General features: G+C 38.4%; 11 protein-coding genes and 1 tRNA gene. 11 read left to right on the top strand and 1 reads right to left on the bottom strand.

Features of this window, described 5'->3' with window-relative positions; genetic code table 11:
• Positions 1–20: 20 nt before the first annotated feature.
• The 6 genes from E0W68_RS02315 to E0W68_RS02290 all read left to right on the top strand — a co-directional run bounded on the left by E0W68_RS02315 (position 21) and on the right by E0W68_RS02290 (position 7,273).
• The gene (locus E0W68_RS02315) at positions 21–497 is read left to right on the top strand and encodes a DUF6252 family protein (protein ID WP_135217782.1); all 477 of its coding nucleotides are present in this window, start codon (positions 21–23) and stop codon (positions 495–497) included.
• Between the two features lie 164 nt (positions 498–661).
• Positions 662–1,015 carry an RNA recognition motif domain-containing protein gene (locus E0W68_RS02310; protein ID WP_135217781.1) on the top strand — a complete coding sequence of 118 codons (354 nt, stop codon included), beginning with the start codon at positions 662–664 and terminating at the stop codon, positions 1,013–1,015.
• A 149-nt stretch (positions 1,016–1,164) separates the two neighbouring features.
• Positions 1,165–5,664: a DNA polymerase III subunit alpha gene (gene dnaE / locus E0W68_RS02305; RefSeq protein ID WP_135217780.1), complete on the top strand. Its 4,500-nt coding sequence runs from the start codon at positions 1,165–1,167 to the stop codon at positions 5,662–5,664.
• Between the two features lie 111 nt (positions 5,665–5,775).
• On the top strand, positions 5,776–6,093 hold the full coding sequence (trxA, locus tag E0W68_RS02300) for a thioredoxin (protein ID WP_135217779.1): 318 nt from the start codon (positions 5,776–5,778) through the stop codon (positions 6,091–6,093).
• A 90-nt stretch (positions 6,094–6,183) separates the two neighbouring features.
• The gene (locus tag E0W68_RS02295) at positions 6,184–7,110 is read left to right on the top strand and encodes a DUF58 domain-containing protein (protein WP_135217778.1); all 927 of its coding nucleotides are present in this window, start codon (positions 6,184–6,186) and stop codon (positions 7,108–7,110) included.
• 86 nt (positions 7,111–7,196) lie between these two features.
• Positions 7,197–7,273 (top strand) — tRNA-Asp (locus E0W68_RS02290).
• Between the two features lie 271 nt (positions 7,274–7,544).
• Here E0W68_RS02290 and E0W68_RS02285 read toward each other — a convergent pair.
• Positions 7,545–10,805, bottom strand: coding sequence for a collagen-binding domain-containing protein (locus E0W68_RS02285; protein WP_135217777.1), 3,261 nt, complete (start codon positions 10,803–10,805; stop codon positions 7,545–7,547).
• A gap of 268 nt (positions 10,806–11,073) precedes the next feature.
• Here E0W68_RS02285 and E0W68_RS02280 point away from each other — a divergent pair, with 268 nt between their 5' ends.
• From E0W68_RS02280 to E0W68_RS02260, 5 genes are all read left to right on the top strand, one after another.
• On the top strand, positions 11,074–11,550 hold the full coding sequence (locus tag E0W68_RS02280) for a hypothetical protein (RefSeq protein WP_135217776.1): 477 nt from the start codon (positions 11,074–11,076) through the stop codon (positions 11,548–11,550).
• A 65-nt stretch (positions 11,551–11,615) separates the two neighbouring features.
• Entirely contained in the window at positions 11,616–12,170 is a 555-nt protein-coding gene (gene ruvC, locus E0W68_RS02275) for a crossover junction endodeoxyribonuclease RuvC (RefSeq protein ID WP_135217775.1), read from the top strand.
• Positions 12,170–13,363, top strand: coding sequence for a radical SAM family heme chaperone HemW (gene hemW / locus E0W68_RS02270; protein WP_135217774.1), 1,194 nt, complete (start codon positions 12,170–12,172; stop codon positions 13,361–13,363). The genes ruvC and hemW overlap by 1 nt, the downstream gene beginning before the upstream one ends.
• A gap of 37 nt (positions 13,364–13,400) precedes the next feature.
• Positions 13,401–14,165 carry a cyclase family protein gene (locus E0W68_RS02265; protein WP_135217773.1) on the top strand — a complete coding sequence of 255 codons (765 nt, stop codon included), beginning with the start codon at positions 13,401–13,403 and terminating at the stop codon, positions 14,163–14,165.
• Positions 14,162–14,524, top strand: coding sequence for a DUF4260 domain-containing protein (locus tag E0W68_RS02260; protein ID WP_135217772.1), 363 nt, complete (start codon positions 14,162–14,164; stop codon positions 14,522–14,524). The genes E0W68_RS02265 and E0W68_RS02260 overlap by 4 nt, the downstream gene beginning before the upstream one ends.
• The last annotated feature ends 2 nt before the right edge of the window (positions 14,525–14,526 follow it).

Here is a 14,526-nt window from a genome sequence, read left to right as displayed (position 1 = left end):
CTTTTTCTAACTATATAATAATGAAAAAATTTTTATCACTTTTAGTGTTGTTGGTGGGTTTAAGCTCATGTGAAGAAGATATACAATTCAACACTCCGGCAGTTCAAGGTTTAAAAGATAATGAATTATGGAAAGCGACAGAATATAAAGCTATATTGGGCGGCGGCGGTTCTCTTATTATAGAGGCCACCAATGGTTTTGAGACTGTAGTATTAAGAACAGCATCCTCAACACCGGGTATGTCTTTCCAATTAGGAGAAAATGAAAGTAATAAGGCTACCTATTCATTGGATGCTGACGGTATATCATTCGAATACCAAACAGGCACTGATTTAGGCGATGGGCTTATTGAGATTAGTGATAATCCTGACGAGACAGATATAACAAGAGGTTTCATTTCAGGAACTTTCCGCTTTAATGCATTAGATGAGTCGGGCGAGGTAGTAAACTTTCAAAATGGTTTTTTCTATAAAGTTCCTATTCAAATAGCCCCATAAAAAGATTTACTTACAAAATATATAAGCCCTGTAAAAGCAGGGCTTTTTTGTTTGTTTAATATTACTATTACATTAATTATCAATAAAACAGTTTTTTGTAGATAAATAAGACTACATTTGTACGGTAACATCAATGCAATTACAATTGCATTCAAACTTTTTTTATGAATATATTTGTTGGAAGCCTTCCGTTTAGTATAGAGGAGGCAGATTTAAGAGAGTCTTTTGAGGCTTATGGACCAGTTGATTCTGTAAAAATTATTACAGATAAGTTTACAGGTAGAAGTAAAGGTTTTGGTTTCGTAGAGATGCCAAATGACAGCGAAGCCCAAAAGGCTATCGATGAACTAAATGGAGCCACTGTTATGGGAAGAACAATAGTTGTTAACAAATCTGAACCGAAACCGGAAGGTGACAGGAGAAGTGCTGGAGGCGGCAATCGTAATTTTAGCAGAGACAATAACAGAGGTGGTGGCGGAGGTGGTTACCGTGGAGGTAACAACCGTGGCGGATACTAAGATATACTATCGGCAGAAAAATTTATAAAACCACCTTCGGGTGGTTTTTTTGTTAATAAAAGGTTTTAGTAAAAGAGTAAAAATATTGTATTTTTGGTAAATACACTTTTGTTGCCATGCAACCTTAATTTCCAAATCCATAGCTTGTTATGTACCTGATATTTGACACTGAAACAACCGGATTACCCAAACGGTGGGATGCTCCTGTAACCGATACTGATAACTGGCCGCGATGCATACAAATAGCATGGCAACTTCATGACGAGATGGGCAGGCTGATAGAGCATCAGGATTATATTATAAACCCCGATGGATTTAATATTCCGTATGATGCAGAGCGTATTCATGGTATATCTACAGAACTCGCCATTGAAGAAGGTATTTCTATACAAGAAGCACTTGAAAAATTTAATACAGCACTCGCCAAATCCAAATTTATAGTTGGTCAAAATGTAGGATTTGATATAAATATCATAGGATCCGAATTTCATCGTTACGGTATTCAAAGCCCATTAGCATCAATGAGGGTGCTGGATACCTGTACAGAGACTACTGCCGAAATGTTACAGTTGCCGGGGGGGCGAGGAGGTAAATTTAAATTACCTACACTTACAGAGTTGCATGAGTACCTTTTTGGAGAACCTTTTGCAGAAGCTCATAACGCAACGGCAGACGTAGAGGCTACAACACGTTGTTTTTTGGAGCTTGTAAAGCGCGAAGTTTATACCCATGAAGAATTAGACGTACCGCCAACTTACTTTCATAATTTTAGAGAAAGCAACCCGCAGACGATTCAGCTTATAGGTCTTAAACACATAAATCTAAAAGCCGCTTCGGATGCCATACGTAAGCGCCTGGATAAGTTAAAGCAAGTCGATGTACCCGAAATACCTTCGCAAAAGATAAAGGAGGAGCTTAAAGAAGTTGATTTTGTTCATCTGCATAATCATACTCAGTTTTCGGTATTACAATCTACTATTTCTGTTCCTGACTTAGTTAAGGCTGCCGCTCAATACAAAATGCCTGCTGTTGCCATGACTGATCATGCCAATATGATGGGAGCTTTTCATTTTGTGAGTAATGTTCTTAATCATAATAAGGCTGCCGAAGCTAAAAATAAAGAGGCTGTTGAAAACGGAGAAGAACCGCAGGAGGTTATTATAAAACCTATTGTTGGCTGTGAGTTTTTTGTATGTGAAAATCATAAAGATAAATCCCGAAAGGATAACGGTTATCAAATAGTTCTTTTAGCTAAAAATAAAAACGGATATCATAACCTTGCCAAGATGTCTTCTATAGCATATACTGCAGGGTTTTATTATGTGCCAAGAATAGACAGAAAAGTAATAGAGCAATATAAAGATGATATTATAGTACTATCGGGCAACCTTTATGGAGAAATACCCAGTAAAGTACTTAATATAGGAGAAAACCAAGCAGAGGAAGCACTATTGTGGTGGAAAGAAACCTTTGGCGAAGATTTTTATATAGAATTAATGCGGCATGGGCAGGAAGATGAAGATAGGGTAAATCAATCACTAATCTCACTGGCAAGGAAACATCAGGTAAAGCTGGTAGCTACAAACAATACATATTATATACATAAGGAAAATGCTCATGCCCATGATATTTTATTGTGTGTAAAAGATGGTGAGAAATTAGCAACCCCAAAAGGTCGAGGACGTGGGTTTCGATACGGTTTACCCAATCAAGAATATTATTTTAAGTCGGGAGATGAGATGAAATCTCTTTTTGAGGATACCCCCGATGCTATTGTAAACATTCAAGAAATTGTAGATAAAATAGAGATATATTCTCTGTATCGTAATGTATTACTTCCTAAGTTTACTATTCCCGAAGAGTTTTTAGTATCTGAAGATGATGAAGACGGAGGCAAGCGAGGTGAAAATAACTACCTGAGGCATCTTACCTATGAAGGAGCTAAGCGACGTTATGGAGAAATAACCGATGCCATTAAAGAACGACTCGATTTTGAACTTAAAACGATAGAAAACACAGGATATCCGGGTTATTTTCTTATTGTGCAAGACTTTATTGCCGAGGCCAGAAATCTGGATGTTTCGGTAGGACCGGGGCGTGGTTCCGCAGCAGGCTCTGCTGTGGCATATTGCTTAGGAATTACCAATATAGACCCTATTGCTTATGACTTACTTTTTGAGCGCTTCCTAAACCCCGATCGTGTGTCTATGCCCGATATTGATATTGATTTTGATGATGAGGGTCGTGGACGTGTTATGGATTACGTCATTAATAAGTATGGAGCCAGCCAAGTAGCGCAAATTATTACCTATGGTACCATGGCGGCAAAATCATCTATACGAGATACCGCCAGAGTGCTCGATTTGCCGTTGTTTGAAGCCGACAAGATAGCTAAGCTTATCCCAAATATGAAATTGGCAAAAATATTCAATATGGATGTCAATGCGCTCAGGGGTGCTTTGCGCTCTGAAGAGTTTGAAAAAGTTCAGGAGTTACTATCAATTGCAGAAGGTACTAACCTTGAGTCGGAAACCATTCAACAGGCAAAAGTGCTCGAAGGCTCTCTTCGGAACACAGGCATACATGCCTGCGGGGTTATTATTACTCCTGATGATATTACCAATTTTGTACCGGTATCGGTAGCAAAAGATTCTGACCTCTATGTTACACAATTTGATAACTCGGTAGTAGAAAGCGCAGGATTGCTTAAAATGGACTTTTTGGGGCTTAAAACACTTACCTTGATAAAAGATACGGTAAAGCTTGTAAAGTATAAAAAAGGTATTGACCTGGATCCTGACAATTTCCCGATAGATGACATTAAAACATACGAGCTTTTCCAGCGAGGTGAAACGGTAGGGATATTCCAATACGAGTCGCCCGGTATGCAAAAATACATGAAGGACTTGAAGCCTACTGTATTTGCAGACCTTATTGCTATGAACGCGCTGTATAGACCCGGACCACTGGAGTATATACCAAGCTTTATTCGCAGGAAAAACGGTGAAGAAGAAATAAAATATGACCTCGATGCCTGTGAAGAATATCTGAAAGAAACCTACGGTATTACAGTATATCAGGAGCAGGTGATGCTACTGTCGCAAAAACTGGCAGACTTTACTAAAGGTGAAGCCGATGTGTTGCGAAAAGCAATGGGTAAGAAGCAGAAGGATGTACTGGACAAAATGAAACCCAAATTTATAGAACAAGCAGCCCAAAAAGGGCATGATGCTACCGTTTTAGAAAAAATATGGAAAGACTGGGAGGCTTTTGCAAGTTATGCTTTTAATAAATCGCACTCTACCTGTTATGCATGGATAGCCTATCAAACAGCCTATCTGAAAGCACACTATCCTGCCGAATACATGGCGGCAGTACTATCGAACAATATGAACGATATTAAACAGGTAACTTTCTTTATGGAAGAATGTAAACGTATGGGATTGGAAGTATTAGGGCCAGATGTAAATGAGTCGTTCTATAAATTTACAGTTAACGACCAAAATGCGGTACGTTTTGGTATGGGAGCGGTTAAAGGAGTAGGTTCAGGAGCAGTAAAAACCATTGTAGAAGGAAGAAAAACAGGAAGATATAAATCAATATTTGACCTTGCCAAACGCATAGACCTTAGGGCTGCAAATAAAAAAGCATTTGAAAACCTTGCTTTGGCAGGAGGGTTCGATTGTTTTAATGATACCCACAGGGCACAATATTTTTATGACGATGGGGAGAATAGTACTTTTTTAGAAAAAGCAATTCGTTACGGTGCTAAGTTTCAGGAAAACGAAAACTCATCACAAGTTAGCCTGTTTGGAGAAGCCAGCGAAGTACAAATACCCGAACCCGTAGTACCCCCTTGCGAAGAGTGGAGCACTATGGAAAAGCTGGCTAAAGAAAAAGAGGTTGTAGGTATATACATATCAGGGCATCCGCTGGATGATTATAAATTTGAAATGAAATATTTCTGTAATTCAAAACTTGATGCACTTAAGAACTTAGAACAGCATGTAGGTAAAAACCTCTCCTTTGGGGGCATTATAACTGATGTACAGCACAGAGTTGCCAAAAATGGTAAAGGATGGGCATCTTTCGTGCTTGAAGGGTATGATGAAAGCCATGAATTTAGGATATATGGAGAAGAATATTTAAAATTCAGGCACTTTTTGATAGCTAATAACTTTACTTATATGAAGGTAACGGTACGTGAAGGTTGGGTAAACCAGGAAGGCAAGCGGGGAGAACCCAGATTGCAGTTTATAGCGATACAATATTTGCAGGATGTACTTACCACCTTTGCTAAAAAAATAGTTATTCAGTTTAGCGTAAGCGACTTAAAAGAGAATGTTATTGGTGGGTTACAGCATTTATTCCGTAGTAACAAAGGTGACCATGCAGTTATGTTTGAAGTTATGGAGTTAGAAAAAGTAACCAAGCAGGTCGAAATAAGTGCAGGTATGGTAAATGAACCTACTGTGGCATACGGAGATGCTGATACAGAGCAGGAAATTGCGGAAACTGTAGTAACCAGTGTAGAAGATGTACAGGTAGTAACAAAACTAACGATGCCGAGCCGTAAACTTAAAATAAAAATATCTAACGAGTTGCTCCAGGAACTTGAGCGTTTGCAACTCAATTTCAAGCTGAATTAACATTACTATAAGATTTCTTTATAGATGTATAACTAAATCTAATATATCTTTAAGAGTACAATTAAAATTTAATACCTAAATTTGTTATCATAATTAAAAGAATACATAACTATGGCACAGGAAATAACAGACGCTACTTTTGAAGAAGTAGTATTAAAATCAGATAAACCGGTATTAGTAGATTTTTGGGCAGCATGGTGCGGTCCTTGTCGTATGGTAGGACCTATCATTGAAGAAATAGGTAATGAATATGAAGGCAAGGCTGTAGTGGGCAAGGTAGATGTAGATGCTAACCAAGAATTTGCCTCAAAATATGGCATCAGAAATATACCTACAGTATTAGTTTTCCAAAATGGAGAAGTTGTGGGTAGGCAAGTAGGTGTTGCTCAGAAAAAAACATATACTGATGCTATTGATGCATTACTATAACCAACAATTTATACTTATATAAATAAAAAGCCCTGACAATAATTGTCAGGGCTTTTTATTTATAATTACATTTTCCCTACATTTGAAAGTATGAAGATAGAGAATCAGTTAGAAAAAATATCGGCGTTTTCGCATTTAGAATTGTTGGCTAACCAAATAGTAGAGGGTTTTATATCAGGTATGCACAAAAGCCCTTTTCATGGATTTTCGGCTGAATTTGCCGAACACAGACTATATAATCAGGGCGAAAGTACTAAGCATATAGACTGGAAGCTGTATGCAAAGACAGACAGGCTGTACACAAAGCGATTTGAAGAAGAAACAAACATGCGTTGCCATATAATACTCGATAACTCATCATCGATGCATTACCCCAAGCTGAAAGAGGGGCAACAGTTTTATGAAAATAAAATAGGCTTTTCAGTACTTGCATCGGCAGTATTAATGGAGCTATTAAAGAAACAGCGCGATGCGGCAGGGTTAAGTATATATTCGGACAGTTATGAGTTCTATGCGCCTGAAAAAGGCAGTGGCAGGCATCACAGAATGCTTTTAAATAAGCTGGAAGGTACTCTTACGGCATCCAAAACGGCAAAGCAAACAGATACCACCACCTTTTTACACCAAATAGCGCAAAAGATGCATCGCCGTTCGATGATTATTCTGTTTACAGATATGTTTCAATTAGGCGATACTACTGAATTGTTTAATGCATTACAACATTTAAAACATGATAAACATAAAGTAGTACTTTTTCATGTAACAGATAAAAAAACAGAGTTTAGCTTTGATTTTGATAATGCCCCGAGAAAATTTATAGATGTGGAAACAGGAGAGGAAGTAAACCTTTTTGCCGAAAATGTAAAAGAAGAGTACGAGAAACAGGTAGATTTATATTTTAAAAAGGTTGCCGAAACCTGTATGCAATACAGAATTAAATATGTGCCTGTTTCGGTTGATGAAAAATTTGAAAAAATTTTGACAACCTACCTTGTTGAGAAACAAAAGTTTGGGTGATGTGTATAAAATTTTTTTATTTTTTCATGTTGAAATATTTGGTGAAATCAAAATCTGTTGTATATTTGCAACCGCAATAAAGCACTGGTTTGGTAGTTCAGTTGGTTAGAATACATGCCTGTCACGCATGGGGTCGCGGGTTCGAGTCCCGTCCAGACCGCCAGTTAAAAGTTGAGGAAGCCTTTCGATAAAAAACGAAAGGCTTTTTTCGCCGAAAAATATTTAAGATTAGTTGTGTTGTTTATGCCGCGAGAGCGGTAGGTTTAGTAGTTAGACCAATGAAAAGCTTTCCATTTATTTGGAGGGCTTTTTTGATTTATATACTTTATTTGAAACTTGTTCTTACTTCACGTTTGTATGAAAAAGCTGAGGTTAATGGAAATAAAAAGAGCTACCTATGGGTAGCTCTTTACAACTAAAGTATGGTGTTTGTTTTATTGGAAAATAATTTTAGAAGTTCCGAAATCCATTGTAGGGCTTGTAACGTTAAGGAACATTAACCCTGAAGGAACATTAAAATTAAAATTCAATTCGTTTCTGCCTTCTTCCAGGCTAACAGGAGCAGTGTAAATTACTTTTCCTGTAATGTCATAAAGTGTTACCGTAGCAGGTGTAGCGGTATCACTATAGAGCAGGCAGTTTACATTGCCAATAGACGGATTAGGATATACCATAAACTCGTTTTTCATAGTGTTTAACAACTCTTTATAACCTTCGGGAGCAGATTTAGTAAATCGTACATTCTCAATGGTTAAATCCAAGTCGTTAGTGCCTGCCTCTACAGGCAAGAAAGTAAAAGTAATCATAGACAAATCATCAGCAGTAATTTTCTTATTTGTGCCTGTTGATGTAAAGAAATCAAAAGGAACGTAGTAGGTTTGTTCTTCTTCTCCTACATTAATAATGGCTCTGTATTGATGTTTCCATTCTTCTACGGATGATTTTACCAAGCCCAACTCCAGTAAACCGCTTCCTTTGGCTTTAAAGGACAAGAACCCGTATTCGGTATAATCGGCAGGCAGGTTGCCCGGTAATAACGATTTATATAGCGTTAAATAGTCATATTCGCTATGCGCTTGCAACTGCACATTTCTGTGAACGGGCATCTCGTCATCTTCATAAACTCTGTCAAAATTGTTAGAAACTACATATTTGTTTATGGTTGTATAGGCAGCATCATAATCCAAGCCCCAGTTACCATCAGCATGATAGAAAACATCCTGAATTTCACCATTTACTCTGATTATTCCGTCATACTCATAGCCGTCTTTTATTTCCAGCCTTACGGTTTGTTCTGCCTCAGGAATAAATGGGTTATAGCGTAGGGCAAAACCGTTAGTTTCGCTGTAAACCTCGTCCATAGAAATCTCTATACTTTTTGCCTCTTTAGTGCTTCTCAGTTTCAGTACCATATCAATGCCCTCTCTCCATACTTTTGCAGCATAAGTTTTTGGCATTTTCTGTACCTCTGTTTGCTGCAAAGGAGCATACGAGTTAAGATTGTTCAAAATATCTTTTACCAGTTTTTGAGTATCTTCCGGTGTGGTAGCCCAAACCTGAAAGTTATATACATCGTTTGCCGGAGTATATTCTTTTACGAACCAGTTGGTTTGCAGCGAATATTTATGTTCGTTGTTATTTTTACCAACAGCAAAAGATATAGCATATTCTACCACTCCGTTTCGTTGTTTTATAGCCTGTATCAGGAAGTTGTAGCCATTAATCTCAATTGTTTTCACATTCAGTATTTCCGCACCGCGAAGCCTGTCGCAAGATGCTTTGGTGTGGTTATAAACTTTATTGGATGTCCTGACACCTAATACAACCGCCTTAGTTTTTTCCTCTAATGAAAAGTCAACACTCAGTACTTCTTCTGCAACGGTATAATCTAAAATATCGGTAGGAGAAGTAACGTGAGCCACATTACCCGATACTAACTGGGCAGGGAACATATCTGCAAGCGTCTGTCCGCTTGAAGAACGTGCCATAAACTCGTTACCGGTTTTGTTATACAGCAGGGCATCGGTTTTAATAAAGGCTGTACGAACGCTCTTCATTTTTCGCTGAACATATCTTTTAGATACCGCATCGCCTAAGCTCTCGCTTTCCAAGCCTCCGTCGTTACCTGTATTTACATCTTCCGAAGCAATTACTACAGGAATAACAATAGTGTTTTCGCATCCGTTAGCATCAACAGTTGTAACGGTAACTTCATAATAACCTGCTTGGGTAAACTCAAAGTTTACTGTATTTTGATTTGCAAATAAACCGGAACCACCTCCTGATAAAGCCCATGAGTAACTTGTAAAATCAGCACTGTTAGTCAATGTAAATTGCTTGGTAATGGAGCCTGAACCTGAACTTAGAGTGGATTGATTAACTATTGCATCAACCGAAGGGTAAACCATAACCTGTATAGTTTCGGTGTCCGAACCGTAGGTGTTTGTAGTAGTAAGCGTTACATCATACGTTCCTGCCGCAGTATAAACTTTAACAGGGTTCATATCAGTACTGGTTGTACTGTCGCCAAAATCCCATGAGTAGCTTAACGGCGCTTCGGGCTGTACCGCGCTACCTGTGTTTGATGTATTGCCAAAAACAAATTCGTTATTAGCCAAACACTGGGCAATATCATTTATATTAAACCCTGCTGTAGGGGGTACACCTGCCACAGGAGCACAACCTGTAAGACTTGGCGTGAAAATGGCATAGTGCACTTCTCCGCCACTTTGATAAAACGACTTACCGATAACCTGACCTTCAATGTTCGATTGGTTAACAGTTTTAATAATATCGGCAAAAGGAGCATAAACAGTTCCCTCAATAGTTGAGCTTCCTTCAATTTTTAACTCTGTAGTATTGTAAAAATTATATAATATGTACGGGCACTGGCTAAAACCTACCCCTGACTGATTCCAAACATTCCAAACAAAAGTACCGGGAGCATCTACATTAATTACCAGAATTTTTGATGCGCTTGGCTGCTGGTTGTATGTAAACGTCTGTACGTTGTTCATGTCCGCTCCTGTTACATTCAGGTAGTTGATACCATTCTGCAAGTTGATTTTAACCTGATTTGGCAAACCGGTATTTGGTATAGTTTGCCCATTTGCGTTAGTTAATTGTGCATTACCGGTACATTGCGAGATGCTTAAAGAAGAAGCTTCCATAGTTTGAAATGCACTTGCAAAATCAATTAAATTACTCTGAATAACAGGGTTGTTATTTACACCAACACCCAATTGGTTAGCATTAGCCTGAAGCATAATTCTGGGCGATGAGTTGTAATCTGAACTTGGTGTAATCCTGATAGGTGAGGCAGCATTATTTTGGTCATAATACCAAACGTAGGAACCGCTACCGTTTCCTATTTTTACATAAGCATTTTGATTGATCTGTAAAGCATTACCGGACTGGTAATTTACTTTTCCGCCTACCAAAAGACCTATTTTAACATTGTTTACCGTAAATGTACCCGCATCGCCTATAGCTGCCTGGTAGTTACCTGCAATCGTAAGGTCTCCGCCACAGGCAACAGGTCCTTCAGATTCGTTGGTTACTAATTTTAAATTATTTTTGGCAAAAACATTAAACCCAAGGGCAGGATTTGTGGGACTCTGACAGTAAGCAGAGCTGTTGGATAACAGTAAAAACGCTATAATAGCAAGCGTAATTTGAGGTAATTTTTTAAGCATATTGAGGGTGGTTTATTTAAAAAATAAATATTTATCGGCAAATGTAAGAAAAAAACAATATGAATGTTTTTTTTAGGTCAAAAAATGCTTAAAATCAGGTGTGTAAGTTTTTTTTAACAGGAATTCAAAAATTACATAAAGCCTTAAATAAAAGAAAACCCATAGTAGTAAAGGGTTATTAAGGTTTTGATTTAACCTTTTCATATTCTTACCGTCATTTATTTTTTCCTTACTTTTGGCAGTCAATAGCATAGCCTGCCTTTCGGTAATGAAAAAAGTAATTATTATATTCTCGTTGTTTCTTATAAGCTCCTGCCGGTGGTTTGGCGGGCAAGTACCCGATAAACAAGAGCTGGTAGATAAACGATTGGAAGAGATTGATTGGAAAGAAGTAACCAGCTATCCATCCATAGCAGGGTGCGAGGCGATAACTGACAAGCAACAGCGCAAAGAATGCTTTTTCGAAACCATGGCAAGACTGGTACAGGAAAAACTGGATGCCGATACCATAGCAATACTATACCCGCAAATAGATACTATTAATGTTGAGGTTACCGTGTTTGCCGATTCTCATCTGGAATTTAAGCCGCAATTTGAACAGGACAGCCTCAGCCCTGCAAGTATTGCCATAGACAGTATATTGAAAAGCCGATTAGTTGATTTTCCTGAAATCGAATCGGCACAGAAAGAAGGAATACCTGTTACCACAAAATTTATACTTCCTGTTATTATTAATGTAGAGTAGCAATCTGCCCAAAAACCGTTCGGAATTGTTTAGCTTTGCGTATTGCGTAAAACAAAGAAATTACATTGGCAAACGAACGTATTATATTAGGTATCGACCCCGGTACTACCATTATGGGTTTTGGGCTTATAAAGGTGGTAAATAAAAAGATGGAGTTTATACAACTCAACGAGCTGCAACTTAAAAAATATGACGATCACTACCTTAAACTCAAGATAATTTTTGAGCGCACCATCGAGCTTATAGATACCCACCATCCTGATGAGATTGCTATAGAAGCCCCGTTTTTTGGTAAAAACGTACAGTCGATGCTCAAGCTGGGGAGGGCGCAGGGTGTGGCTATGGCAGCAGGACTGTCGCGCCAGATACCCATTACCGAGTATGAACCCAAAAAGATAAAAATGGCTATTACCGGTAACGGTAATGCCAGCAAAGAGCAAGTGGCAAAAATGCTGCAACAGCTATTAGATATTGGCGAATTACCCAAAAACCTCGATAGTACTGATGGATTGGCAGCAGCCGTATGCCATTTTTTCAATTCCAATAAAACAACAGTAGGCAAAAGCTATACAGGTTGGGATGCTTTTATAAAACAAAATGAAGGCAGGGTTTCAAAATAATGACAGCTAAGTCTTTACATACCGCTCATGATGCTTTATCCTTTTTGCTCAACAAAAAAGGAGCAGGTATCTACATCCACATACCCTTTTGCAAACAGGCATGCCATTATTGCGATTTTCATTTTTCTACTTCACTAAAAAAGAAAGATGAAATGATTGCGGCTATTGCCAATGAAATTAGCATCCGTAAAAATGAATTGGGGGATGAGGTTATACAAACCATCTATTTTGGCGGAGGCACGCCTTCGGTTCTATCAAATGTTGAAATACAGCGCATTATCGATGCCGTTTATGCAAACTTCACTATTGCTCCCAATCCTGAAATTACTTTAGAGGCTAATCCTGATGATTTATCAGGCAACCGAATAATCGAATTATCCAAAAGCCCGATCAACAGATTGAGTATTGGGGTACAATCCTTTTTTGAAGAAGATTTAAAGCTGATGAATCGTGCGCACAATGCCCAAGAGGCAGCCGAGTGTATTGCTGAAGCCATTAAACATTTCGATAATATTTCCATCGATTTGATATACGGTATTCCCGGAATGACTAATGAGCGCTGGCAGCAAAATATAAAAAAAGCATTGGCATTCGGAGTACCGCACATTTCCAGTTACGCCCTTACGGTAGAACCCAAAACAGCATTGCACACTTTTATACAAAAAGGAATTATTGCTCAGCCTAATGATGAGGTTGCCCAACAACATTTTTTATTGTTAGTTGATACCCTCGAAGCCAATGGTTTTGTACATTATGAACTTTCTAATTTTGGTAAAACGGGTTATTTTTCGCAAAATAATACTGCCTATTGGCTGGGTAAAAAATACTTGGGCATAGGTCCTTCGGCGCATAGTTATAATGGTATCAGCCGGAGCTGGAATATTGCTAACAATGCTTTATACTTAAAAGCTATTGGGAATAATGAATTGCCATTGGAACGAGAAGAACTTACCATAACCGACCGATATAATGAGTATATCATGACAGGTTTACGCACCATTTGGGGCGTTTCGGCAGAGCGCGTACAGCAGGAGTTTGGCGAGGTGTATTATAACCATCTTCTTAAAGAAATGACAGTGTTTACAGATAACGGACTGTTGTCTTTTGAGCAGGGTATTATAAAAACTACCCGAAAAGGTAAATTTTTAGCCGATGGCATTGCCAGCGATTTGTTTTTCATAAATTTGGAATAACAACCAATTCCGCTTTGGCGGTATAACGCAGCAACACATGAAAACTACTATAACGCACAACGGCGTTACCTATACCACCGATTTTTCCAATCCTATAGATATTTCCATTCCGCTTTCGGCAGATGATAACAACCCGATTGCGTGGTACATTGATAAACCTGTTATCGAACCTGTAACGATGGGCGACTGGGTAGGTAAGGTAGGCAAAGGCTCATCTACCAACTTTAACAATATCAGCTTTAACCCGCACGGTCACGGTACGCACACCGAATGTTTGGGGCATATTACAAAAGATTTTTACAGTATAAATGATGCGCTAAAAAAATTCTTTTTTATAGCCGAACTAATTTCCGTAATACCGGAGGCGCAGGGAGAGGATTTGGTTATAACCCAATCGCAAATTGAAAATGCTTTAAACGGTAAAACGCCCGAAGCAATAGTAATTCGAACCTTACCTAATGATACTGCAAAACAATCCAAAAACTATAGTAACAGCAATCCGCCTTATCTTGAAGCAGCAGCAGCATTGCACATACGTGAATGCGGTATTAAGCACTTACTGATAGACTTGCCGAGCGTGGATAAGGAAGAAGACGAAGGCAAGCTGTTAGCACACAAGGCATTTTGGAATGTAAAAGATGTAAACAACCTGAATACAGATGCGCGACATGATGCTACTATAACCGAAATGGTTTTTGTGCCTGATTCGGTTACTGATGGTATGTATTTGCTTAACCTTCAAATAGCATCATTTGTAAATGATGCTTCGCCAAGTAAACCTGTTTTATATGTAATACAATGAAACTATTATTAAAACTTGAAGAGTTAGCATTATTCGGGCTGGGAATATATCTTTTCAGCCTGCTCGGTTTTGACTGGTGGTGGTTTTTAGTGCTCATCCTTGCGCCTGATGTTAGTATGTTGGGTTATGCGCTGGGTAACAAAGCAGGTGCGTGGAGTTATAACTTTTTTCATCATACCGGTGTTGCCATAGCGGTATATTTAGCGGGTGTTTATTTAAATAATCAAATAGTTCAGTTAGCGGGGGTAATACTATTCTCTCATTCCCGAATGGATAGGCTTGCCGGCTACGGACTAAAATATGAAAAGGGCTTTAAATTTACCCATTTAGGAAATTTGGATAAACAATCGGGAAATTAATA

The sequence above is a fragment of the Flavobacterium salilacus subsp. salilacus genome, from assembly GCF_004634195.1.
Classification (GTDB): domain Bacteria; phylum Bacteroidota; class Bacteroidia; order Flavobacteriales; family Flavobacteriaceae; genus Flavobacterium; species Flavobacterium salilacus.
This window is presented reverse-complemented; position numbering and strand designations above follow the sequence as displayed.

Coding starts and splice junctions, on each gene's coding strand:
- E0W68_RS02265 (WP_135217773.1), top strand. CDS start 13,401: ATGAAAACTACTATAACGCACAACGGCGTTACCTATACCACCGATTTT.
- E0W68_RS02310 (WP_135217781.1), top strand. CDS start 662: ATGAATATATTTGTTGGAAGCCTTCCGTTTAGTATAGAGGAGGCAGAT.
- trxA (WP_135217779.1), top strand. CDS start 5,776: ATGGCACAGGAAATAACAGACGCTACTTTTGAAGAAGTAGTATTAAAA.
- hemW (WP_135217774.1), top strand. CDS start 12,170: ATGACAGCTAAGTCTTTACATACCGCTCATGATGCTTTATCCTTTTTG.
- E0W68_RS02295 (WP_135217778.1), top strand. CDS start 6,184: ATGAAGATAGAGAATCAGTTAGAAAAAATATCGGCGTTTTCGCATTTA.
- E0W68_RS02285 (WP_135217777.1), bottom strand. CDS start 10,805: ATGCTTAAAAAATTACCTCAAATTACGCTTGCTATTATAGCGTTTTTA.
- E0W68_RS02260 (WP_135217772.1), top strand. CDS start 14,162: ATGAAACTATTATTAAAACTTGAAGAGTTAGCATTATTCGGGCTGGGA.
- dnaE (WP_135217780.1), top strand. CDS start 1,165: ATGTACCTGATATTTGACACTGAAACAACCGGATTACCCAAACGGTGG.
- E0W68_RS02280 (WP_135217776.1), top strand. CDS start 11,074: ATGAAAAAAGTAATTATTATATTCTCGTTGTTTCTTATAAGCTCCTGC.
- E0W68_RS02315 (WP_135217782.1), top strand. CDS start 21: ATGAAAAAATTTTTATCACTTTTAGTGTTGTTGGTGGGTTTAAGCTCA.